Origin of the sequence: Eudoraea algarum (assembly GCF_050589645.1) — a bacterium.
In the GTDB taxonomy this organism is placed as follows: domain Bacteria; phylum Bacteroidota; class Bacteroidia; order Flavobacteriales; family Flavobacteriaceae; genus JBNGOQ01.
Window position 1 is genome coordinate 876,039 of record NZ_JBNGOQ010000002.1, and the last position, 24,608, is coordinate 900,646.

The 24,608-nt window shown below is 46.5% G+C and carries 21 protein-coding genes; 17 read left to right on the plus strand and 4 right to left on the minus strand.

The annotated features are described in order from the left end of the window. Window positions 1-46: 46 nt before the first annotated feature. Window positions 47-3,211: a cytochrome c biogenesis protein gene (locus ACRD67_RS10295; RefSeq protein WP_430967055.1), complete on the minus strand. Its 3,165-nt coding sequence runs from the start codon at window positions 3,209-3,211 to the stop codon at window positions 47-49. A gap of 1,197 nt (window positions 3,212-4,408) precedes the next feature. Here ACRD67_RS10295 and ACRD67_RS10300 point away from each other — a divergent pair. From ACRD67_RS10300 to ACRD67_RS10330, 7 genes are all read left to right on the plus strand, one after another. Further along, window positions 4,409-5,173 (plus strand): Rossmann-like and DUF2520 domain-containing protein, encoded by a 765-nt coding sequence (locus tag ACRD67_RS10300; protein ID WP_430967056.1) that lies wholly within the window; start codon window positions 4,409-4,411, stop codon window positions 5,171-5,173. Beyond that, complete coding sequence (locus ACRD67_RS10305) at window positions 5,157-5,684, plus strand: KdsC family phosphatase (protein WP_430967057.1); 528 nt, start codon at window positions 5,157-5,159, stop codon at window positions 5,682-5,684. Before ACRD67_RS10300 ends, ACRD67_RS10305 begins: the two co-directional genes overlap by 17 nt. Window position 5,685: 1 nt before the next feature. Then, window positions 5,686-6,273, plus strand: coding sequence for a Maf-like protein (locus ACRD67_RS10310; protein WP_430967058.1), 588 nt, complete (start codon window positions 5,686-5,688; stop codon window positions 6,271-6,273). Window positions 6,274-6,307: 34 nt separating this feature from the next. Next, the gene (locus ACRD67_RS10315) at window positions 6,308-7,264 is read left to right on the plus strand and encodes a septum formation inhibitor Maf (RefSeq protein ID WP_430967059.1); all 957 of its coding nucleotides are present in this window, start codon (window positions 6,308-6,310) and stop codon (window positions 7,262-7,264) included. 2 nt (window positions 7,265-7,266) lie between these two features. Continuing rightward, on the plus strand, window positions 7,267-7,770 hold the full coding sequence (locus tag ACRD67_RS10320; protein WP_430967060.1) for a mechanosensitive ion channel domain-containing protein: 504 nt from the start codon (window positions 7,267-7,269) through the stop codon (window positions 7,768-7,770). A 114-nt stretch (window positions 7,771-7,884) separates the two neighbouring features. Next, window positions 7,885-10,416 (plus strand): PIG-L family deacetylase, encoded by a 2,532-nt coding sequence (locus ACRD67_RS10325; protein ID WP_430967061.1) that lies wholly within the window; start codon window positions 7,885-7,887, stop codon window positions 10,414-10,416. Between the two features lie 107 nt (window positions 10,417-10,523). Then, window positions 10,524-12,230, plus strand: coding sequence for a sodium:solute symporter family protein (locus tag ACRD67_RS10330; protein WP_430967062.1), 1,707 nt, complete (start codon window positions 10,524-10,526; stop codon window positions 12,228-12,230). A 53-nt stretch (window positions 12,231-12,283) separates the two neighbouring features. Here the strand turns inward: ACRD67_RS10330 and ACRD67_RS10335 are convergent, their stop codons facing one another. Both ACRD67_RS10335 and ACRD67_RS10340 read right to left on the minus strand, forming a co-directional pair. Further along, complete coding sequence (locus ACRD67_RS10335; RefSeq protein WP_430967063.1) at window positions 12,284-13,132, minus strand: DUF2911 domain-containing protein; 849 nt, start codon at window positions 13,130-13,132, stop codon at window positions 12,284-12,286. 94 nt (window positions 13,133-13,226) lie between these two features. Further along, window positions 13,227-14,378 carry a hypothetical protein gene (locus tag ACRD67_RS10340; protein ID WP_430967064.1) on the minus strand — a complete coding sequence of 384 codons (1,152 nt, stop codon included), beginning with the start codon at window positions 14,376-14,378 and terminating at the stop codon, window positions 13,227-13,229. Window positions 14,379-14,620: 242 nt separating this feature from the next. On the opposite strand from ACRD67_RS10340, the gene ACRD67_RS10345 reads away from it, so the two are divergent. From ACRD67_RS10345 to ACRD67_RS10385, 9 genes are all read left to right on the plus strand, one after another. Further along, entirely contained in the window at window positions 14,621-15,118 is a 498-nt protein-coding gene (locus ACRD67_RS10345) for an SRPBCC family protein (protein ID WP_430967065.1), read from the plus strand. Window positions 15,119-15,175: 57 nt separating this feature from the next. Further along, window positions 15,176-16,480 (plus strand): cryptochrome/photolyase family protein, encoded by a 1,305-nt coding sequence (locus tag ACRD67_RS10350; RefSeq protein ID WP_430967066.1) that lies wholly within the window; start codon window positions 15,176-15,178, stop codon window positions 16,478-16,480. A gap of 142 nt (window positions 16,481-16,622) precedes the next feature. Then, a complete protein-coding gene (locus ACRD67_RS10355; protein ID WP_430967067.1) occupies window positions 16,623-17,042 on the plus strand; it encodes a DUF1801 domain-containing protein in 420 nt (139 codons plus the stop codon). A 10-nt stretch (window positions 17,043-17,052) separates the two neighbouring features. Further along, window positions 17,053-18,483 (plus strand): amidohydrolase, encoded by a 1,431-nt coding sequence (locus ACRD67_RS10360; RefSeq protein ID WP_430967068.1) that lies wholly within the window; start codon window positions 17,053-17,055, stop codon window positions 18,481-18,483. Window positions 18,484-18,524: 41 nt separating this feature from the next. Further along, a complete protein-coding gene (locus tag ACRD67_RS10365; protein WP_430967069.1) occupies window positions 18,525-19,472 on the plus strand; it encodes an SMP-30/gluconolactonase/LRE family protein in 948 nt (315 codons plus the stop codon). A 3-nt stretch (window positions 19,473-19,475) separates the two neighbouring features. Then, window positions 19,476-20,051 carry a sugar O-acetyltransferase gene (locus ACRD67_RS10370; protein WP_430967070.1) on the plus strand — a complete coding sequence of 192 codons (576 nt, stop codon included), beginning with the start codon at window positions 19,476-19,478 and terminating at the stop codon, window positions 20,049-20,051. Between the two features lie 57 nt (window positions 20,052-20,108). Next, window positions 20,109-20,687, plus strand: coding sequence for a hypothetical protein (locus ACRD67_RS10375; RefSeq protein WP_430967071.1), 579 nt, complete (start codon window positions 20,109-20,111; stop codon window positions 20,685-20,687). A gap of 3 nt (window positions 20,688-20,690) precedes the next feature. Continuing rightward, complete coding sequence (locus tag ACRD67_RS10380; RefSeq protein WP_430967072.1) at window positions 20,691-21,608, plus strand: TolB family protein; 918 nt, start codon at window positions 20,691-20,693, stop codon at window positions 21,606-21,608. A 76-nt stretch (window positions 21,609-21,684) separates the two neighbouring features. Then, complete coding sequence (locus ACRD67_RS10385) at window positions 21,685-22,128, plus strand: VOC family protein (RefSeq protein WP_430967073.1); 444 nt, start codon at window positions 21,685-21,687, stop codon at window positions 22,126-22,128. Window positions 22,129-22,140: 12 nt separating this feature from the next. On the opposite strand, the gene ACRD67_RS10390 is transcribed toward ACRD67_RS10385, so the two are convergent. Beyond that, entirely contained in the window at window positions 22,141-23,436 is a 1,296-nt protein-coding gene (locus tag ACRD67_RS10390) for a POTRA domain-containing protein (protein ID WP_430967074.1), read from the minus strand. Window positions 23,437-23,588: 152 nt separating this feature from the next. On the opposite strand from ACRD67_RS10390, the gene ACRD67_RS10395 reads away from it, so the two are divergent. Beyond that, window positions 23,589-24,587: a pirin family protein gene (locus tag ACRD67_RS10395; RefSeq protein WP_430967075.1), complete on the plus strand. Its 999-nt coding sequence runs from the start codon at window positions 23,589-23,591 to the stop codon at window positions 24,585-24,587. The last annotated feature ends 21 nt before the right edge of the window (window positions 24,588-24,608 follow it).

Genomic DNA, 24,608 nt, shown 5'->3' on the forward strand with positions numbered 1-24,608 from the left:
GTTACACCCTTAGTAGCCTTTCTCCCTCAATGCTTACAAAGAAAAATCACTTGCTGTAATTTACGGAATAGCGCCACCTGCTGATCGCGCCAAGGACCAATACCCCCAGGGCAATGTACCAAACATAGTCCGGCGTGATCGCCGCGGCACCACTTTGTCCGTAACTGTGCAGTCCTACCAAATAGTAGTTTACCCCAAAATAGGTCATCATAATACTGCCAAAGGCCACGACGCTTAGGAAATTAAAGGTCCACCTCCCCCTTAGCCCAGGTACCAAACGCGTGTGGATTACAAAGGCATAGACCATAATGGATATCAATGCCCAGGTTTCCTTGGGGTCCCACCCCCAGTAGCGTCCCCAACTTTCGTTGGCCCATTGTCCTCCCAAAAAGTTCCCTATGGTAAGCATTACCAAGCCTACGGTGAGGGTAAGTTCGTTGATGATGGTCAGTTCCTTCAGGTTGATTTCCATCCGTTTCTTGTTCTTCTTGTTCGTCAGGATAATAAGCATCAGGGACACCACGCCCAGGATCATTCCCACGGTCAAGGGTCCATAGCTTCCCACGATTACAGCAACGTGTATCATTAACCAATAACTGTCCAGTACCGGGACCAAATTGGCAATGGAGGGATCTACCCAACTTTGGTGGGCGATCCACAGCAACATGGACGTCACAAAGGCGGTTGCGGCAACGGTCATGTCGCTTTTACGTCCGAACAGCAGGCCCATACCCATGGTGGCCCAGGAAACGTACAGAATACTCTCATAGGCATCGCTCCAGGGAGCATGCCCGGAAATGTACCAGCGCAGGACCAGGCCTCCGGTATGCCATATAAAAAACAAAAAAATGGTGCCCTTAAAGAAATAGGTGGCCACGCGCCAAAGTTCACGGTCCTTAAAAATTCGGAGGACCAAGATCAGGAACATAAGGATGCCCACCAGGGCATAGTATTTGTACAAACGGTTGAAAATATCGAGCTTGTTATAGAGCACTTCTGCCTTTACCTTTTTTTCGGAAGGGAGTACTTCGCTTCCGTTGTTGACCTGGTTTTGATGAAAGGCCTGCAACAATTTTTCCGCCTCACTATAATCCCCTGTAGCTATCCCGCGTCTCACGGATTGCAAATAATAGGGCACGACATTTTTGATAAAATTACCATAAAGTGAATCGGTTACCTGATGTTGTCCCGAGCGATACTCCACCGCCGAGATCCATTTGTTGTTCTCATCGTTCAACAGAGGGAATATTTTGATGATTTCCCCACTTAGGGCCCTGTTCAAAAGGCTCAAACGAATATTTGCGTCCTCAAAGTCCTGTTCAAACTTGTTGGGGTTGTTCGTGGCGGTCGCCGCATCCAGATAGGGCGCCAGTTTGTACCTGCCCTCCGCGTCAAAGAAGTCGGTTGCCTTTACATAGCGCTGCCCCTCGGGAATTCCAATGATCTTTCGGATACTGTCGTTCTTTCCCTTCTTGTCCAAGGCAATAAACTCGGCATTGTACCAAGCAGGTGGGTTCAGCATCATGGACAGGAATACCTGATCGGCATTCAGGTCCTTGTACTTGTCCTTTAGGCTCAGCTTTCTAAGCAGTTGAGAAGCAAAGGTGTTTATGGGTTTCATTCGGCCCCCATCGTCCTGTACCACCAAGGCCCCAAACTTGGCGGCATGTTCGGTGGACACTATAGTAGTCCGTATAATGGAATCTACCTGTTGTGGTGTGGGTGCCGCCGCATGTTCATGTTCTTCTTGTGCTGCAACGCCCAAGCCACATCCCAAAAGAGCGATCAGGGTCAAGGCCGCTTTTTTCTTTTTCACCTTCTCCAAGGCCTTGCCCATTTCCTTAAAACGGGTCTTGCCAAAGAACATGATGCCCATTAGCCCTGCATATAATAGAAAATATCCGATATAGGTAATCCAGGTGCCCCAAAAGTCATGGTTAACGGAAAGAATGGTGCCCCTTTCGTCCGGGTCAAAACCCGATTGAAAAAAGCGGTAGCCCTTATGATCTAGAATGTTGTTCATAAAGATATCGTAATCAAAGGTCCGCTCGTCCATCACGGTCACCTTGCTCATAAAGGAGGCATAGCCCCGTTCCGTGCCGGGGTATTTTTCCGCAATAAAATCGTTCAGTTGTATTTCAAAAGGCAATTCATATACCTTGGACCCATAACCCATGGTAAACTGCAATCCTCCCACTTCAAATTTCTCGGAGAAGTTGGCAGAACCTTTTCCGCCCAGTAAACTTTTTTCCACAGTCTCCCCATTGGAGCTTACCTGCACTACCAGGGCGTCCTGGGAAGCGTCGGTAATTTCCTCCTTGGGCAACGGCACAACGCCATAACGGCCTTTTAAGATGGGTTCGGGAATCACAAACTGCATGCCGGCCAAGCTGTAAAGTGACCTCAGCATTAAGGGTTGCAGGCTGTCCTGCGCCACTTGTCCCTTGAACTGATCGGCCATGCGCATAAAGTTCCCCTCAAACGGGGATTGTATTTGATAGCTGCTGTCCGTGGCCATGATGTTAATGGCGCCTGCAGTTTCATTGTTCAAAGCAAAAAGTACATTGTGGATACTGGCTATCTGTCCGTTTTCCAAATAATGTTCGTGCCGGTTACCGTCGCCCGCCTCTACGATCTTCAAATACTCCTTGCCATTGGCATCGGGTATCAATCCTTGCTTTGCCCCTTCTATAAAATCAACATAGGTAATCGTTAAGGGTTGCCCGTTGAAATCCGATTGCCAGGGAAGGGAGGATTTAAGGGCCTGGGCGGTAACGATCAAATCGTCCTCCAAGCGTTTCCTTCTTGGGGCGCCATCAATTTCCCCGTCTACGTAAGCGGTGAGATAGGTCTTGTCCGAATAGAAAACCTTCTCCGAATTGCCTTCGCGAATGGGCATAACACCCTCAAAACTGATGTATCGGGTGACAAAAGCCCCTACAATGATCAATATCCACGACAGGTGTAGCAATAGCACGGACCACTTTTCCCTGCGAAAGAGTCGGTACCTAAAAATATTGCCCGTAAAATTGATGACAAAAAATACCATGATCGCTTCGAACCAGGTGGTGTTATAGATCCAAATTCTAGCCGTTTCCGTGCTGTATTTACTCTCAATAAAGGTTCCGAAGGCCATCGCGGTCGCAAATGCAAGAAAGAGCAGGGCCATTAAACGCGTGGAAAAGAAAATCTTTTTGAGCAAATCTGTCATCCGTCGATGCAATGGTTTTCAGCATGCAAAAGTACATTGTTTTTATGATTTAAAATTGGATATATCTCTTTAATAAGGATAATTAATACGTTAAAGAATACTTAATAAATGGGGTTGATGGTGAAAGGTTCAAAGTTTAAGGCTCAAGATTGCTTGTGAGAGGTTGAGATACTTCGCTTCGCATAGAGTGACTTGAGTTGGAAAGGTGCCGGTATCAAAGCTCCCCTCCTTGTTCAAGGAAGGGAATGAATCACGCCTCTGGCGTGAGAAAGGGGAGGTTTTTTACTACCCTTCCGTCCCCTACACTCGCTTTGCCTCGGTCGGGGCCACCTTCCCTCAACAAAAGGAAGGAACTGCTTGGAACTTCGAATGATGAATTTCGAATTACAAAGCCTAAACCTGGTATTTAACATTTAATGCCTAAGGCTATGATCATCAACAATTTACCGACCAGATTTAATTGGACTGGATTCCGCACTAAATGCGGAATGACAAACCAATGTTCATTGTCATTCCGAGCCTGCGAGGAATCTTAAGCGCCATCACCCAGCAAGCGAAAAGGGAATAGCGATTAGCGAAGAGAATTCAACGCATAACTCTTAATTCATAACTCAACACTGAGAACTGAGCACTGCCCACTGATTACTGTCCATCGTTTATTGATAATTGATAATTGTTCACTGTTTACTGTTTCTGGTTCAAGGTTTAAGGTTCAAGGTTCAAAGTTGATGGTTTTGAATTTGGGGTTTAGACTATGGGTTTAAGGTTTGAGATTCTTCGCTTCGCTGCGCTCAACTCTGAATGACAATATCCCTATCATTTGTCATTCCGAGCCTGCGAGGAATCTTTAGCTCCTTTACTTACTACCCATTGTTAACTGTTTGTCGCCTACCGTTAACAGCCAACTGTTCAAAGTTTAAGTGCAAGTTCAAGGTTTCTGGTTTATTGTTTACTACCAACTGTCGGCATACACCGTAGCCTGTGCCTCCGCTAAAGCTTGTGCCTCCGCTATCCACATGCCGTCGTAACTTCAGTGGAGATGCAAGCTACGGCGACATGCGGATGGCGACATGTGGATGGCGTAGGTGTGCCAACTGTTTACTGCCAATTGTCGACTGTTCATTCCTCATTGTTTATTGTTCATTGTTTATTGAATATTCGCGTGTGCGATCGTCCATTAAATTTGTATTTTTGGCCATGCTTTCAATCGTTCTACTGGGTACCGGCAATGTGGCCACAAAGCTTTTCGATGTCTTTTCAAAGCACAAGGAACTACAGGTGGTCCAGGTGCTGGGGCGCAGTGCGGAAGCACTTGCTCCTTTTGGGGCAAAAACGGCCACCAGTATGGATTTCAGTACCCTGCTCCAGGCCGATCTCTATGTGCTGGCCGTAAGTGATGACGCCATAGCACATGTTTCTGGAACACTCCCTCCGGTAAAGGGGCTGGTGGTGCATACTTCTGGTAGTATTCCCCTAAGCGCATTGCATTCCCATGAAAGAAGAGGGGTCTTCTATCCCCTACAGACCTTTAGCAAGGACGTAGGGGTTAATTTTAGTCCGATTCCCATTTGCTTGGAAGCTCAAAGTTCCCGTGATTTGCAACTACTTGAGCAATTGGGCGGTTGCATCTCTGACCGGGTCTTGGAAGTATCCTCGGAACAGCGGTTATCGCTACATTTGGCGGCCGTGTTCGCGAATAATTTTACGAACCATCTTTATCATGTGGGAAGCGAAATTTGCAACGCGCACCAACTTCCTTTCCAACTGTTGCAACCCCTTATCATGGAAACGGTAAGGAAAATTGGTAACATTGCACCCTATGACGCACAGACCGGTCCGGCAAGACGCAAAGATCAAGGCACTATGGACAAACATATGAAGCTGCTAACCAACCCTACCCAAAAGGAAATCTATTCCTTTTTGAGTCAATCAATAAAAGAAACCTATGGAGAAAAGTTATAAAACGTATTTAAAGGACATTACCACTTTTGTCTTTGACGTGGATGGCGTATTTACGGATGGTACTGTACTCATTACCAGTAAGGGCGAATTACTTCGAAAGATGAGTGTCAAGGACGGTTATGCCCTCAAGACGGCCCTGCAAAAAGGATATCAGGTCTGTATTATCACCGGAGGGACCAACCCGGGGGTAAAAGAACGCCTACAGGGTCTTGGGGTTACCGATATCTACCTGGGCGCCCATCACAAGGAAGAACCCCTTTTGGAATATATGGACATGTATACCCTTAAAAAGGAGCAGATATTGTACATGGGGGATGATCTGCCCGATATTCCCCCCATGGGCTTGGTAGGCCTGCCCACTTGTCCACAGAATGCCGCTCCGGAAGTCAAGGAAGTATCAAAATACATCTCGCACCTGAACGGAGGTGAGGGTTGTGTGCGCGACGTCATTGAGCAGGTTTTGAAGGTCCGTGGGGATTGGCACGGGAATTTCAGTGCAAAAAACGACTAATATGGTGCTCGACAAACTAAAGGACCTACAGCTTATTTTGGCATCGGGGTCGCCGCGAAGGCAGGAGTTTTTCAAGGCCATGCATCTCAATTTTGAAGTACGGGTCAAACCCGTGGAGGAGGTCTATCCGGACCACCTTAGAGGTCCCGGGATTTCTGATTATCTGGCCCAGCTAAAGGCCCAAGCGTTTAAAGGCGGTTTAAAACCCGGTGAAATCGTTATTACCTCCGATACGGTGGTCTGGTATAAAGACCGCTCCTTGGCCAAGCCCAAGGATCGGGAAGAGGCTTTTCAGATGCTCCGCAGTCTTTCCAATGACTGGCACGAAGTAATCAGCTCGGTCTGTTTTACCAGCACGGACCGGCAAGAGACGATCAACAGTACTACCAAAGTGAAGTTCAAGGCCCTTACCGATGAGGAGATCTGGTTCTATATAGACCATTACCAACCCTTTGACAAAGCAGGCGCTTATGGCATCCAGGAGTGGATCGGGCATATGGGCGTAGAGGAGATCCAGGGCTCCTATACCAATGTGATGGGCCTACCTACCCATTTAGTTTACAAAACGTTAATTGCCATGGTTTCCTGAGGATAGATCGTTAATTTTATCAAAAACAAGGGACATGAAAAAATACGTACCATTTAAAACCACATTTTTTGGCCTGATCGCCCTCACAGTCTTTATGGCATCTTGTGAGGAAAAGGCCAAGGAACCAAAGGCCAAGGAAGTAGCACTGAATATGGAACCGGCGCCAGCCCTCGAAACTCCTAAAAGAGCGCTTTCCGAGGCGTTCAAAAAATACTGGTATGCCGGAAATGCCGAGATTACTTCATATGAACTTACCCAAGCCCGTTACGGGCAGTTACGTGAAGGAAAAGCCGTATTGGTCTATGTTACGGAACCTTTCCTGGCCGGTAAGCAGGTTAAGGCAGATGGGCACAATGCGGACAATATCCCTGTGCTCAAATTAAACAGTACCAAGAACTACCTCACGGGTATATACCCCTACTCCATTATGGGCAGCAGCTTTTATCCCGTAGCGGATAACAGGCATGCGGTAAAAGTATCCACCTCGGTACAGGAATGGTGCGGACATGTGTACGCCCAACTGAACAACAGGGATAAATTTGAAATTACCTCCCATTCCTATTTTGAATCCGAAGCAGATCAGCAGCTGCAATTGGAGAAAGCCGTTTTGGAGAACGAGCTCTGGAACAAGATCCGAATCTCACCCAATCATTTGCCCGTGGGCGAGGTACAGATTATTCCCTCCCTGGAATACATTAGGCTCAGACACGCGGAAATAAAAGCCTACAAGGCAACAGCGACGATAAATACCGATGGTGATATGCGTTCCTATACCTTGGTTTATCCGGAATTGGAACGTACGCTGACCATTAATTTTACCACTGCTTTTCCACATACGATTGAAAGCTGGACGGAAACCGGTAAAAGTGGTTTTGGTCCCAATGTGAAGGCCATGACCTCCACGGCCACAAAAATAAAGCGTATAAAATCGGCCTATTGGGGACAAAATGGAAATGATGACATATATTTAAGGGATAGTCTAGGTCTCTAAGTATGGAAGAATTTATTATGGATTACCAAAATGAGCTGCTGGGTACGCTCATTTGTCTGCTTGTTTTATTGATTTTGCGGTTTGTGACCACAAAGGCCATTCGCAAGGTGGGAAAGCTCAGCGATATCAACGAAGTGCGCACCCGACTGGTGGTCAAGTACGTATCTATTGGGCTTACTTCACTGAGCGTTGTAGCCCTTATTTTTATTTGGGGCGTAAACGTCAAGGAACTGGGCCTTATTTTTTCTTCCCTTTTTGCCGTATTGGGAGTCGCTCTTTTCGCTTCCTGGTCCATTTTGAGCAACATCACAGCCGGGATTATCCTCTTTTTCTATTTTCCCTTTAAAATTGGAGATCGCATCCATATCCTGGATAACGATTTCCCCGAAGAAGCCGTAATAGACGATATTAGGGCCTTTCACGTACATCTTATCACGGATAAAGGACAGCTGGTGACCTACCCGAACAGCCTATTGCTTCAGAAAGGCGTAGTCCGGATCCAATAATGTTTTTCCATGATTTTGAGTTGGCGCGTGAATCTATGCGTGTTAAAGAAGTTTTAAATGTTATTGGTGGGGGGCTAATCTTTCTATCTTTGGTTACCGACAAAACATCCAACTATGCGTAACTTCTTGGTTTGCTGCATTGGGCTTCTGCTGGCAGCTCCATTCAGCCAGGGACAAGCTCCTAAAAAATTATCCTCCTCTGACATATACCATTCGCTCCAAAAACTCAATTTTTTGGGGACGGCCCTGTATATCGCAGCGCATCCGGATGATGAGAATACCCGCTTAATTTCTTACCTCTCCAACGAGGTAAAGGCAAAAACGGCCTATCTATCCCTGACCCGTGGTGATGGAGGGCAAAACCTTATCGGACCTGAACTCCGTGAATTGCTGGGCGTGCTCAGAACCCAGGAACTATTGGCGGCAAGACGTATAGATGGCGGGGAACAGTACTTTACCAGAGCCAATGACTTTGGATATTCCAAACATCCCAACGAGACCTTGAGGGTCTGGGACAAGGAAACCGTTCTGGGCGATGTGGTCTGGGTCATACGGAACCTTAAGCCCGATGTGATCATCAATCGTTTTGATCACAGGACGCCCGGTAGCACTCATGGGCACCATACTTCCTCGGCGATGTTAAGCGTTGAGGCCTTTGACCTGACCAATGACGCCAAGGCCTATCCGGAGCAATTAAAGTCCACTAGTGTTTGGCAGCCCAAACGGGTTTTCTTCAATACGTCATGGTGGTTTTATGGGAGTCAGGAAAATTTTGCCAAGGCCGATAAATCCAATATGTTGAATTTTGATATCGGGGTCTATTATCCCATGAAAGGACTTTCGAACAACGAAATTGCCTCCATGGCCAGTAGTCAACACCTCTGCCAAGGCTTTGGAAGATTGACCACCAGAGGCTCGCAGAACGAATATATTGAACTCATCAAAGGCGATTTGCCAACGGACAAGAGCAACGTTTTTGATGGCATTGATACCTCTTGGTCACGTATTCAAGGTGGTGAGGCCATTGGAAAAATCCTATATGCCATAGAAGCCGATTTTGACTTTGTGGATCCTACCCAACACCTGCCCCAGTTGGTGGAAGCCTACAAACTGCTTCAACAGGTACAGGACACACATTGGAAAAAAATAAAATCCAAGGAACTGGAGGATATCATCGCCGCGGTTTCCGGACTCTATCTGGAGGCGTCTGCCAAGGAGGCCTTCGCCAACCCGGCGGGCAAATTAAAGGTGGGGGTAGAAGTCCTCAACCGAAGTGCCGCCGATATTATCCTTAAGTCCATTTCACTTTCGGCCAATAACACCCTTGATTCGGTGGTACGCTTGGAAGAAAATAAAAAGATGGTGGTTGAACTAGATCTGGAAATCCTTGAAGATACCAGGTACACAAGTCCCTACTGGCTGTCCGAAAAAGGGAGCTTGGGGACCTATATGGTAAAAGACCAACATTTGGTGGGCCAGGCAGAGACGCCCCGTGCTTTCCATGCCGATTTTGAACTTGAATTCGGCGGCTATACGATCCACATGAAAAGACCGGTAGTATATCGACATTCAAAACCGGATAAAGGAGAATTGTACCAGCCCTTTGAAATACTCCCCGAGGTAACGGCCCGGGTTATGGACAAAGTAATCATATTTGCGGATTCCAAGTCCAAGGAAATCCCTGTAATCGTAAAGGCAGGTAAAAATGACCTCAGCGGAAACATAGCCCTTGATGTTCCGGTGGATTGGAAGGTGTCCCCTGAAAGAATAGATTTTAGCATCGGGCAAAAAGGCGATGAACAAACCGTAATATTTACGGTAGAACCCCCATTGGGAGAAAGTGAAGGCCATATTCGCCCACAAGTTTCCATAAACGGGGACATGTATGTCAAGGAATTGGTAGAGATCAATTACGACCATGTTCCCAAGCAGTCCATTTTACTGCCTTCAGAGACCAAAGTAGTGCGTTTAAATATCCAGAAATCAGGAGAACATATAGGCTATATTGTGGGCGCCGGCGATGAGGTTCCCGAGAGCCTGGAACAGATAGGTTATAAGGTACACACCATAGACCCCACAAGCATACAGGAAGGAACCCTGGAAAAATACGATGCCATAGTAGTGGGCATACGTGCCTATAATGTAGTCCCGGAACTCAAGTTCAAGCAACGTTATTTGTTGGATTACGTGAAGGAAGGTGGTAACCTGATCGTACAGTACAATACCGCCGGTAGGTGGAGCAAACAATTTGAAAATATTGCCCCATATCCTCTAAAACTGTCAAGAGGCAGGGTTACCGATGAAAATTCCGAGGTGGAAATCTTGGCCAAAAGGCACGCCTTGGTAAATTTCCCCAATCCGATTACGGAAAAAGACTTTGACGGATGGGTACAGGAACGGGGGCTCTACTTTCCAGAGGAATGGGATCCCCAGTTTACTCCCGTGCTCTCCATGCAGGACGAGGGGGAATCTCCCAAAACGGGAAGCCTATTGGTGGCACCCCACGGAAAGGGAAATTATATCTATACTGGGCTCAGTTTTTTCAGGGAACTGCCTGCGGGCGTTTCCGGAGCATACAAGCTGTTCGCCAATATGATATCCCTAGGAAAGGAAAAAGTGGAAACCGAAAGTGCCGTTAAAGGATAACCCCATGCAGAATAAGTTCATCTGGAAAAAGGAATACACCCTAGTACTCCTCGTCAACATCGCATACATAGTGATCTTTTATTTTATTATGACCGCATTTAGATAATATGGCAGTACTTGATTGGATCATTCTTGTCGGAACCTTGCTCTTTATCGTGGGCTACGGAGTCTGGAAAACCAAGGGGAATAAGGATGTAAACGATTATGTCCTTGGTGGAAACAAAGCCAAATGGTGGACCATTGGCCTGTCTGTGATGGCCACCCAGGCCAGTGCCATCACATTTTTGTCCACACCCGGGCAAGCCTTTCATGACGGTATGGGCTTTGTTCAGTTCTACTTTGGATTGCCCCTGGCCATGATTATCATTTGTGTCGTTTTTGTTCCCATATACCATAAACTCAAGGTGTATACGGCCTATGAGTTTCTGGAAAATCGTTTTGATCTTAAAACACGTACTTTGGCGGCGATCTTATTTTTGATCCAACGTGGTTTGGCAGCGGGGATTACCATCTTTGCCCCTGCCATTATCCTATCGGCCGTACTTGGATGGGACCTTAGAACATTGAGCATCATCATTGGGGTTTTGGTCATTATCTATACCGTATCAGGAGGTACCAAAGCGGTGAACGTGACCCAAAAGCAGCAAATGTTCATCATGATGATCGGAATGTTCACGGCCTTCTTCTTTATTCTGGGGTACCTGCCAGAGGACATCTCTTTCAACAAGGCACTAAAAATAGCTGGGGCCAGTGATAAATTGAACGTGCTCGATTTTGACCTCAACACCAAAAGTCGCTATACCTTTTGGAGCGGTATTACGGGAGGGCTGTTTTTAGCACTCTCCTATTTTGGTACGGACCAAAGTCAGGTGCAGCGGTATCTTTCTGGAAAATCGGTCACCGAAAGTCAGTTGGGCCTCATTTTCAATGGCGTCTTAAAAATACCTATGCAGTTTTTGATTCTTTTGGTAGGTGTTTTAGTCTTTGTTTTTTATCAGTACAACGCCTCTCCCCTGAATTTTAATCCGGCTGCAACGAATGCCGTGGCCGCTTCCTCATATGCAGCGGATTACAAGGCATTGGAAGAAGGCCATAGGGTGCTTGAGGCCGAAAAAAAGCTGGCCCAGAACAAATTTTCAGCGGCCTTGGAACTCGGGGAGGCAGAGGCCATTGAAACGGCCAAGCAGGAGATTAAATTTCTTAATCGCAAGGAACTTAGTAATAGAAACGCTGCCAGGGCCATGATACAGCAGGCAGATGCATCTGTGGAAACCAATGACAAGGATTACGTATTCATCCACTTTATACTGAACCATTTACCCAGGGGCCTGATCGGGTTGCTTTTGGCGGTCATTCTTTCAGCCGCTATGTCATCTACGGCTTCGGAATTAAACGCCTTGGGGACCATTACAGCACTAGACCTTTACAAAAGGAACAGAAAGGGGACCTTTTCGCCCAAGCACTACGTATTGGTGTCCAAGGGCTTTACCATGCTTTGGGGAATCATTGCCATTCTGATTGCCTGTTACGCCAACCTGTTCGATAACCTGATCCAATTGGTAAATATTATTGGCTCCATTTTTTACGGCAATGTACTCGGCATCTTTTTATTGGCCTTCTTTTTCAAGTTCGTAAAGGGCAACGCTGTTTTCGTTGCCGCCATCATCACCCAGGCCATTGTCATTTTTGGATGGTACTATGAGTGGATGTCCTATCTATGGCTCAATGCTTTTGGCTGTGCGCTGGTCATTGTCTTGGCCTGTCTTCTTGAGAGTTTTGATCGCATGCTGAAGAACCCGCCCATTACCCTATAAAAAAACCCCGACCGAAAAGGTCAGGGTTAGTTTTCAAGAATTTTCTATCGCCATTACAGCGCACCCCATTCCTTAAGGGAATCCTGATTAAGTTTTACGTAGTCCTTATTATCAGCGGCCGTGGCAGAAGCCAAAGACTTCTTAGCTGCTTCAATAGCGCCTTTGGTATCACCCATTTTGGCATAAATAAGGGATTGTCTGCGCATTACCCAAAAAGCCCGGCCTTCCTTGTCGGCAGCAACGGCTTTGTCTATCCATTCCTTAGCCTTGGCCAAATCCTTTCCTTCCTCATAGTAGTAGGACGCAGCGGCATAATAATCATTTCCACTAGGACCGTTCATAACGCTCTCTATGCTCTTCACCGCTTTTTCAACGGTGGGCACATCAAACTTTACACCTACATAGCTTTTTTCCCATAACATTCCCAAAGTAGCGGAATTGTTGCTAAGGTCATCAAAAGTCATCGTATAGGTCTCAATGGCCATAGGCATGTTATACACCTCTACTGTGGTCTTGGCAGCTACTTTGCTATCGTCCCATTCCCTAGGTGTTCCCCAGTTTTCGGTATCGGCGTAAAAAATAACTTCCCAAGCAGTGGCACCCGGTTTTGTAAAGATGGCATAGGAACCGGCCTTTAAGGTTTGTCCGTCCACAACCACATCATCACCAAAGGTGATCATGGTGTTTTTATTGGCCCCTGTTCTCCATAATTTGTCATAAGGAACAAGTTCCCCAAAAATAGTTCTGTCCCGCATCGATGGCCTGGAATATTCCAAGGTAACATCGGTAAGGCCAACTTTCTGCTCCACTTTTGCAGTAGGGCTGGGCTGAGGGGTGGTCAATTGCGCCTGCATGGTGAACGAAGCAAGCACAGTACATAATAAAAGAGATAATTTTTTCATTTTAATTTAGGTTTACGTGTTCCTACAAAACTAAATATAATGGTATAGCTCCCTTGTTAATAAATCCTTAAATAAAAAGCGGTCCGGTATAAAATCAGTCCAGCACAAAGGGTTTGGACAAGATTTCGTCATCCAGGTAAAAGGTGAGATAGTATATTGCCGCACGCAAACCGGATATGTCCACGGTATTGCCCGATATCCTATCGGCTCGGGTATAGGTTATTCGCCTTCCCAGAGCATCAAAGATCGCCCGCCCAAAAATCCGTCTTTCTGTCTGGAGTTCATACCCTAAATCTCCAGAGCCCAATCTTCGGTACAGCAGCAATTGATTCCCTTCTTCAGGGGTTTCGTCAACCGGTTCGGCGTCTATGGCGATGCTAAAGGAAAACAAACGCGACGCTGCAGTAATGGGCGGATTGTCATTTACAAAGCGTTCGGAAGAAACAAAATATTGGGCCTCAGTGGAAAATGTGATGCCCTCTATCTGGGCAAAACCTATGTTCAGGTTGATCCGTTCCCCGTCTCCAACAAAAAAGGAGTCGATCGTTACCTCGGAAAACCGTAAGGTAAAAGGGAGTAGAAGTTCGCTATATCCAATAAGGAACAGCACTTGGGTAGTAGGATTATAGGTCGCGCCGGTAAGTAAACCGTTTACGGGATAGCTCCCCAGGTTTCTGGCAATATGACTTCCAGGCACTTTGGGTAAAGCATAGGCCACGCTGCCCAAGTCCTGCCATTGTTTCGTCAATATCACCAATTCGCTCCCTAGTACAACCAATGCCTCCGCGTCCCAATTGCTCCGGGACGTTGGCGAAAAATCGGTCTGGTCCGCATAGGTGAAGTCGATTCTGTCCGCACTTACCGTGTCAGAGGAATCATAATCGGCCTTTGCGACGCGATATACCGCTAAATCCCTTCGATCACCGTTAAAATTACCGAAATCACCAATGTAAAAATACGCCTCATCCTGAGCCATATCCTCCCAATCCACGTTCTCGGCATTTGAAATGCGGACCGTTCGCAAAACCTCGAGGGATAGGGTGTCAATTTCAAAGAGCTGTGGGTCATTTCCAGAATCGTTGTGGGTAAGGATACGACCATTGTAAAAAACAAGTCCTGAGGTTTCTTCCACCTCATTGGGCAATATCCCTAGCTCGCGAATCCCGTCCTGTGCACAAAGTAGGGAAGCACAAAAGAAAAAACAAGGATACAACAGCGATGTTTTCATCTGTAAGGTTCTCGGCATAAGATAATAATTTGAAATCTTATGGTATAAAAAAACCGCCCAAGCCACTTATAAAAAGGATGGTCGGAAAAAAGCAAGGTGAATCTTTTGCTGTACGCGCAAAGCTGGTCGTACGTTTAATTTCTCCAAAGGAATGCAAAAACATTCGGCAGAATGCTGTGAAAGGCCTGCCAATCCCTTATCCATGGTAAATTGTTTAATCTTTTTCTTTTTTTGATAAACAATATATATCTTTGTCCCTTATGAAATTGTACCAGTTGTATTCGCGCCAAGCGCTGCCCATTTCCCAGGAAAAGGCCTGGAAATTCCTCTCCAGCCCCAGAAACCTACAAATCATTACGCCGGACCACATGGGCTTTAACATACAGTCGGGCGCCGACAGGCCCATGTTTCCCGGACAGATCATACAATACACCGTATCCCCGTTTGCAGGCATTAAGACCAAATGGGTAACCGAAATTACCCATGTAAGGAAGGGCGAATACTTTGTGGATGAGCAGCGGTTTGGCCCCTATTCCTTTTGGCACCACAAACATTTTCTACGCCCCATAGAGGGCGGCGTACAAATGGAGGATATCATAGATTATAAACTTCCGGCTGGTTGGTTGGGGCAACTAACCCACCCCTTTTTAGTCAAAAAACAACTGCAAAAGATTTTTAGGTATCGGGAACAAAAACTTACCGAACTGTTTGGGAAAATGGCAGGCCAGCCCAGTGAATTGAAATTAACTTCCTACTAGTATCAAAAATATGCCACTTTGGAAACCATACGGAAACAACAATAGCTTTGTACCATAATGAAGGACAAATTGGTTATTTTTTGGTTTCGAAGAGATCTTAGGCTACAGGATAATGCCGGATTGCTACACGCATTACAAAGTGGCTATCCCGTACTGCCCATATTTATATTTGATACGGCCATTCTGGACCAACTTCCCAAGAACGATCCACGGGTCTCCTTTATTCATGGGTCACTTCAAGAAATGGATCAAAGGCTAAGAAACGATTTTGGTAGTGGCTTGGCCCAGTTCCACGGAAAGCCCTTGGAGGTCTACAAAATGCTTATGGACAGCTATGACGTGCATACAGTTTACACGAATCATGACTACGAACCCTATGCTCTGGAAAGGGATCGCGATGTGCGCAACTTTTTGTCCCAAAGGGGCATAGGCTTCGAAGCCTTTAAAGACCAGGTTATTTTTGAAAAAGGTGAAATCTTAAAGGACGATGGCACACCCTATGTAGTCTACACCCCTTATATGAAGCGATGGAAGGCGGTTTTCAATCAGGAGCGGAATCTTCGATGCTATGACACCGTCCCCTACCTTCAAAATGTTCTAAAAATGGAACACTCCCCTTCCTGTACCCTGCAGGAAATGGGTTTTGAACCTTCGAACATCACTGTTCCGGACGCCATGTTGGATTCCGACCTTTTGGCGAACTACGGCAACACCCGCGATTTTCCAGGGTTGGAGAATGGGACCTCCAGATTGGGTCCTCATCTGCGCTTTGGAACGGTGTCGATCCGAGAGCTTGTAAAACAGTCTTTGGGAAAGGAAGTCTTTTGGAACGAACTGATCTGGCGGGAATTTTTCATGCAAATTCTATGGCATTACCCCCATACGGTAACCAAGGCTTTTAAACCCAAGTATGACCGAATTCCATGGCGCATGGATTTGAAGGATTTTGAAAAATGGAAAACAGGGCAGACCGGCTATCCCTTGGTGGATGCTGGAATGCGTCAGCTAAACACCACAGGGTACATGCACAATCGTGTGCGTATGCTGGTTGCCAGTTTTTTATGTAAACATTTGCTCATCGATTGGCGCTGGGGCGAGGCCTATTTTGCCGAAAAGCTATTGGATTATGAATTGAGCAGCAATGTGGGCAACTGGCAATGGGCTGCGGGTAGCGGAGTGGACGCAGCTCCTTACTTTCGCATTTTTAACCCCATGACCCAGCTTCAAAAGTTCGACAAGGATCGTAGCTACATCCAACAATGGATACCGGACTTACAGGAATTCAGCTATCCCTCACCTATGGTCGACCATAAAACAGCGCGCGAGCGATGTCTTCAAGTATACAGGAAGGCTTTGGCATAGGGCCATGGAAACCCAAAAAACCATATCTTGATGCCGGACAGCGCCTTCGACACAGCAGGTATTTTTATGGAATATGTTGCTAAGGTCGCGGTCCTTTTAGCATTAAAATGTATATTTATACGGCTCTGAAAACAGTACGTATATGGCACAGAACAAGACCATTCCCAACCAAGGCTCCGTGACCGCTTTTTTGGATAGCGTGGAAGAAGATACCAAACGCGAAGATGCTTATGCACTGCTGCAACTGATGAAAAAAATTACCGGGCAGCCACCTGTAATGTGGGGAAACAGTATAGTGGGTTTCGGAAGTTATCACTACAAATACAATTCGGGTCGTGAAGGGGATATGTTGCTGACAGGGTTCTCCCCCAGGAAACAAAACTTTGCCCTGTATATCATGACGGGTTTTAAACGCTATCCTGAACTGATGGAAAAATTGGGCAAGCATAAAACGGGAAAGTCATGCCTCTATATCAAAAGGCTGAAAGACGTGGATACCGACATACTTACCCAGCTCATCTCCGCCTCATACGAACATTACCATACAAAATACAACGGCTAATTCAATACAAATGAGAAAAAACATGCTCTTAGGACTATTATTGCTCGCTGCAGCGATAGTATCCGGTCAAAAAATGAACAGCAACAAGAAGGCGGCTATCGCCTCAGTGGAAAAACACAAGGAAGCGCTAATACAAATAAGCGATTCCATTTGGGCTTTGGCGGAAACCGCTTTTGAGGAAGACCAATCCTCAAAAATTCTGGCGGACTATGCCGAGAAAAACGGTTTTACGGTGCAACGAGGTGTTGCAGGTATGCCAACGGCCTTTGTGGCCACTTACGGTTCGGGGTCTCCGGTAATAAGCGTTTTAGGTGAGTTTGACGCGCTCCCTGGTATTTCCCAAAAGGCAAAACCCACCAAGGAAGCCCTCAATGAAGGGGCCGCAGGACATGGGTGCGGACATAATTTATTTGGCGCAGGAAGCTTGGGAGCGGCCATCGCGGCCAAAGAACTCATTGAGCAGGGCAAGTTAAAAGGCACGATTAAGTTTTTTGGGACGCCATCGGAGGAAAAATTCTTTGGAAAAATTTGGATGGTACGCGAAGGGCTTTGGGACGGAGTAGATGTTAACCTCAGTTGGCACCCCAGTGCTTCCACCAGGGCAGATGTACAAAGCTCGCTGGCATTGGTCGATTTTAAGGTCGAATTTTTTGGCCAGGCGGCACATGCCTCCGCAGACCCCTGGAACGGGCGCAGCGCATCAGATGCGCTTGAGTTGTACACCGCCGGCATTAATTACTATCGGGAGCACATTAAACCCACGGTACGGATACACTATCATATCCAGGACGGCGGTCAGGTCGTGAACGTGGTACCCGATTATTCCAAGTTATGGGTGCGCGTGCGGGATACGAAAAGAAGCGGTATGCTCCCCGTTTACGAACGCGTACAAAAAATGGCAGAAGGGGCGGCTATTTTGGCCAATGTAGACTATAAAATTTCCCTGATTTCCGGCATTTACGAAGTTTTGGTGAATCGCGCCGGTGGTGAGGCCATGCAGAAGAACCTGGAGCTTTTAGGTCCCATCTCATACACCGATCAGGAAAGCGCCTTTGGTAAAAAAATACAGGAAGTAACGGGCAAACCCCAAGTGGGCATGGATGCCTCCATTATGCCCTTGGAAGAAACCAAGGAGCATCCTGGTGGAGGTTCAACAGATGTGGGTGATGTGAGCTGGAACGTTGCCAACATTAACCTGGGGGTCACCACCGCACCAAAAGATACACCCTGGCATTCATGGGCTGTAGTGGCCTGCGGAGGGATGAGTATTGGCCATAAGGGCATGGTCTATGCAGCCAAGGCCATGGGAATGACCATGGTAGATCTTTTTGAAGATCCAAAATTGGTGGAAAAGATAAAGTCCGAATATCGGGAACGAAAAGGGGACGAGGTATATGAGGCCATTGTACCCGAAGGCCCCCCACCCATTGGAGGGAATTGATTTTTTATCCCTTTTAAATTTATGCAATCCCATCCGTGCAGATGAAAACATACCTTTCTTATCTCCTATTGCTCTACGGGTTAGGGTGCATGGCGCAGGCCGAAGTTTTGGAAATCTCCTATGACAAGGCACTGATTCCTGAAGGCATAGCCGTAGATTCCAAACAGGGGAAATTATACCTCAGTAGCATTCATAGGAGGAAAATTGTGGAAACCGACCTTGCATCGGGAAAAAGTATAGACTTTATTGGTTCCGGAGCGTATGGCTACAAACCGGGCATAGGAATCACGGTAAAAGACCATCGCCTTTTTGCCTTGGGCAGCGAGAAGAAAAATGATAGCTGGAGCTCCATACTATTGGTGCTTGATCTGGAAGATGGCTCCCTACTCCACTCCTATAAACTCAACGAGGAGGGAAACCATTTGATGAACGATCTGGCCATAAGCCGTTCCGGGCAAATCTTTATCACGGATACCGAAAGGCACCGCGTTTATAAACTTGACTATCCGGACGGATCCTTGTCCGTTTTTCTCGATGATGCACAGATCCAGTATCCAAATGGAATCGCAATCTCCGAGGACAATACCAAGCTCTTCGTGGATTCCTGGTCCCATGGAATACGTGTGGTGGATATAAAGACCGGTGAAATTCTCAACGGCAAGCACGAGGGTACCACCAAAATTGGGTTGGACGGTTTAAAGTACCATGCGGGCCATCTATATGCCATACGCAACGGAGGGGAAAAGGAAGCACATGGACTGATAAAAATACCCCTGTCAGAAAACGAGCAAACCGTTGGGGGCATCATCCCCCTTTTGGTAGGGCATGAAAAAATGAACCTCCCTACCACCCTGGCCATAGCCGAAGGGCATATCTATGTCCTGGCCAACAGTCAATTGGATAATCTGAATCAAGATACCTACACCGTTATTGATGAAGCTAAGCTTACCCCTACCTATATTTTAAAATATAAAATTGAACAACCCTAAGACATGACAGAGAAGGAAAAAATGTTGGCGGGCATGCACTACAATTCGCGGGATCCGGAATTATTGGCCATGTACCACAGGGCCCGTAGACTACTGCAGACCTATAACAATCTGGACACTATGAACGGGGACGAAACCGTATCCTTGCTAAACCAGCTCTTGGGCCATAAAGGAGAGAATGTATGGATCAATGCGCCTTTTTTCTGCGATTATGGGGAGCATATCTCCATAGGGGAAAATACCTTTATCAATACCAACTGTATTTTTTTGGACGATAACAAGATCTCCATCGGGAAAAACGGCCTTATCGCACCCTTTGTGCAAATATACACGGCCGGACACCCCTTAAAGGCTTCGGAAAGAACCCTAGACCCCAAAAAGAACACCGGGAGCTATATCACCTACACGAAACCCGTTTCCATAGGGGACCATGTATGGATTGGAGGTAATACGATAATCATGCCCGGGGTCACCATCGGGGATAACGTAACCATAGGAGCAGGTTCTGTTGTGACCAAGGATATTCCAGATAATGTTTTGGCCTATGGGAATCCCTGTAAGGTAATAAAATCGCTCTAGTGGGGTGCATTATGCATTTTATTCCTAATTTAGTTCAAACAACCAAGCATAACAAACGTGATAAAAAATACCATATTATTTCTTTTCATACTCCTGATGGTCTCGTGTTCCGGAACAGGGAAAAACAAGGAGAAAAAAGAGCTTTTGGCCTCCGAGGATTTTAATACGGTTACCATCAAGGATCAATATAGCATAGCGCTTCCAAAATATATGAAGGAGGCCAAAAACCTCAACAGGGATGCCTCGTTACAATATCAGAACATTTTTAAGGAAGTCTACTTCGTGGTCATAGACGAGCCTAAACAGGAATTGATGGAGGTTTTTAAGGAGTTGGATGAATGGGACGAGTCCAAATCCGTGGTCCAGAACTACAGGGATATACGCCTGCAATTTTTAAGCGAAAATGTGGCAATCGAAGATCAAACCACGCCTAAAACCATGAAAATAAATGGTTTGGACGCAGAAATTTTGGAAATTGACGGCAAGGTAGCGCCAGATTACGAATTGGCATACACCTTAGGGTTTGTTGAGGGCAAGGATCATGTGTATATGATTACGGCCTGGACCTTAAAAGATAAAAAGGAAAAACTTAAGGAGACTTTTGAACAGGCTATAGCCTCCTTTGAACAATTGTAAAAAATGAAGCACGTTTATTTTCCGTTGCTCTTTGCATTGAATATCATGACTGCACAAAACCCCACCCTGACTTCGAAGTTGGAAGTATACGACCTTACCACGGATAATCGGGAGACCATTTACCTTGAAGAAGGCCATTTTGAAGCGCCCAATTGGAGCTTGGACGGCAAATTTCTGATCGTAAACAGTGAGGGCAAGCTTTACAAAATTGAACCCGGTGTCCCCGGAAAACACTTAATCCCTACCGGATTTGCCGACCGTTGCAATAACGACCATGGCATTTCACCGGATGGAAAGACCCTGGTTATCAGCAATAATGATGTGTTGGACAAACCAGAGCACAAAAAAAATTCTGGCACCTCCAGAATCTATACCCTGCCCATAAACGGTGGAACCCCTCAATTGATTACACCCAATTATCCTTCCTACTGGCATGGATGGTCGCCCGATGGCGAGACCTTGGCCTATGTGGCAGAACGTGGAGGACAGTTCAATATTTATACCATCCCGGTACAGGGCGGGGCAGAAACCCAGCTTACCCATTCACCAGGCCTGGACGACGGACCCGACTATTCGCCCGATGGGAAGTATATCTATTACAATTCCTTTGCATCGGGACGTATGGAGATCTGGAGGATGCTGGCCGATGGAAGTGCGGCCAAGCAATTGACCGATGACCCCTACTCCAATTGGTTTCCGCATCCCTCACCAGATGGGCGCTACGTAGTGTATATTGCCTATTTACAGGATCAGGGCGAGCAACACCCACCGATGAAGGAGGTGGCTTTGCGACTTTTGGACCTTACCGATATGAGCAGCAAGGTCCTCTGTACTTTTACAGGAGGCCAAGGTACTATTAACGTCCCATCATGGTCGCCAGATGGTAAACAGTTTGCATTTGTTTCCTATGAACAAAACTGAACCCGTGCCTAGGAACGCTTAAAATATGGGTCCCGTTGCGGTAATCCTGCTCAGAAGACTATAAAAACCACTTGTAATGAAATATACCTTTTTGCTATTATTTTTTGCCCTTTGTACCACCACTCAAGGTCAAAGTTTTGATTTTCAATTTGACCACCAGGCTATTGTGGTCACGGACGTGGATAAAAGTGCTGAATTCTACGGCGGCATTCTGAAATTAAAGGAAATACCCCACCCCGAACGGAAGGACGGTTTCCGTTGGTTTTTGGTACATGGTAATTCCCAGATCCATTTGATCGAAAAGGACAGTATTGTGTTCAACAAGGATAAATCCATTCATCTTTGTTTGGCTACGCAGAATCTGGAGGGATTTATTGCCCACTTAAAGGAAAATGGCGTGGCGTACTGGGACTGGCCGGGAAATAGGGACACCATTACCAATCGGGTAGACGGGGTAAAACAAATCTACATACAAGATCCCGATGGTTATTGGATCGAAATCAACACGGCTGAACACTAGGCCCATATCCCATCAAAAATATTGCCCAATCCCGAATACGATACCATTGGTGGCATTTTTGGTAAGTCCAAAACCATAGTCCAGGCGGAATACGGCATTGAATATTCTTTTATGGATAAAACGAATGCCAACGCCCGGATAGACCCTTGCCGTGCTGCCGTCGAATAGTTCGGAAAAGTCCCCGCCAGGGTTTCTCCAGCTCCCCGCATCGACAAATGCATTGCCTTGGAGCACAAACCAATTGCGTTCGTAAAAGGTATGGCGGTATTCCGTATTGAGGACTATGGCCGCCGTGCCGCGATCCACCGTATTGCCCACGCCCCTAATGTTCAATTGGTTGTCCAGGGTGAAGGGCGCGAATGGGGAATCCTCATTCCCGAAGGCCGCCGCTACACGTAATCTGCTGGCCCAATTGCCCCTGGACCTTATTTTTTTATAGTAAATTAAATCGTTTCGCAAGGACAAAAAATCATCGAGGAAAATGGATGCCTGATCACTCCCATTGACGAATTGGATGTATTGCCCCGTGAATTCACTAGTAATCCCATCAAAATATTGATAATCAATGTCCAGGTCCACATACCTATATACCCCTTGATAGGCCACCTTGTTCGCCTCCAGGAAAAAAGGTGTATCCGGTAGGATATTCTCGTCCTCACCAATAAAGTCATAGGATTCCTTTATTAGACTCAGGCCCAGTTCCGCCTCATGGTGAAAATCGAAGGAGAACAGCAATTTTCCCTCAATTGATCTGCTATTAAACCGATAATCCTTGGTTCCCGCATCAAAAAAAACCGGTTCTTGTGTGGTTAGGTCCTGGTAGGCAAAGCCGACCCCCACCTTGTCACTAAATAAGAAGGGATGTTCCCAAAAAAATCCGTAGGAGTCAAATACATCGCGCTCGTAGAAACCGCCTAGGAGTTGATTGTTCCCCAATAGGTTGAACTCGAACACAGAAACCCTAAAAGCGAAGTCCCCATTATTGGCCGTGGCTATACGTAGGCCCGGAATAATAGTGAAATTTTCCACCACCGTATAAGTAAGTACATAGCCCTCCTGTTCTTGCTCCAAATCGTAAGAAGCACTGGCTATCCCCGGAAGGCGTTTTAGGCGTTCCACATCCGTGACCACCTTTAGTGAATCATAGACCGAATTGGGCTTTACCTTGATGAGTCGCCTTAAGAAGTTTTCCTTGGTACGCTTTAGGCCTTCTATTTGTATTTCCTGAATCTTTTGTCTTTCCGCCGGTTCCTGCGAAAACATACCGTTGGCCCATAAGATCATAATCACAAGTAATTTTCTTCCCATAACAACGCTTTAGCTTCCCTATTAGGACGTCTTCCTATGGTATTCCATACAGCGCTTTAACAATTTTTAATAGAACCATATCCCAAAAACCAAGCTTCCAGTAGCGATTCACCACTTTATACCGTATTTTTATACGTATAGATATATAAACCATGAGCAACGTAATAAAGCGTGTATTTCCTTTGGGATTCCCTTGGGACACCCAGGATCCCTTTTTGTTTTCGGTATATCATTTGGACCATTACCCCAAGGGCACTGAAGCCATGGAGCCGGCCACTTCCCTTGAGGGAAGGAATTTGGGCAATGATTTTACGATCAAAGATGGCTGGCGTATGTACCATGGACTAACGATTCCGGGTTTTCCCTCACACCCTCATCGCGGATTTGAGACCGTGACCATAGTTAACAAAGGCTTTTGTGATCATTCGGATTCCTTGGGAGCGGCCGGTAGGTTTGGCGAGGGGGATGTGCAATGGATGACCGCGGGAAGGGGCGTTCAGCATTCGGAAATGTTTCCCCTCTTAAAAACGGAAGAGGAAAACCCGCTGGAGCTCTTCCAGATCTGGCTGAATCTCCCCAAGGAGAACAAATTTGTAGACCCTCATTTTGCTATGCTCTGGAGCGAGGATATCCCGGTGGTAAAGTCGGCCACTGCACTGGTAAAAGTTATCGCAGGAAAATACGAGGGCGTAGCGGCTCCGGCGCCAGCCCCAAACAGTTGGGCGGCCGACCCCAAAAACGAGGTGGCCATATGGAACATCCATGTAGATGCGGGTGCTTCCTTTACCTTGCCCCCCTCAGAGAGCGAAGTAAACCGTACCCTGTATTTTTATGAGGGTGAAGGCATAAACATTGACGGAAAAAAGGTCGGGCCCAACAACGGCATCGCACTGCATTCGCAAGAAGCAGTCACTCTAGTGAATGGAACTTCCAGCGCACATTTTCTACTGTTACAGGGAAAACCGATCAACGAGCCCGTGGCTAAATATGGACCCTTTGTAATGAACACCGATATGGAAATACAACAAGCCATGCAGGAGTATCAACTGACGCAGTTTGGCGGCTGGCCGTGGCCTTATAACGATAATGTGCATCCCAGGGAGAAGGGACGGTTTGCCAAATATCCGGATGGTTCCTTAGAGGAGAAATAAGTATCCCTGCCTTCAGGGTAT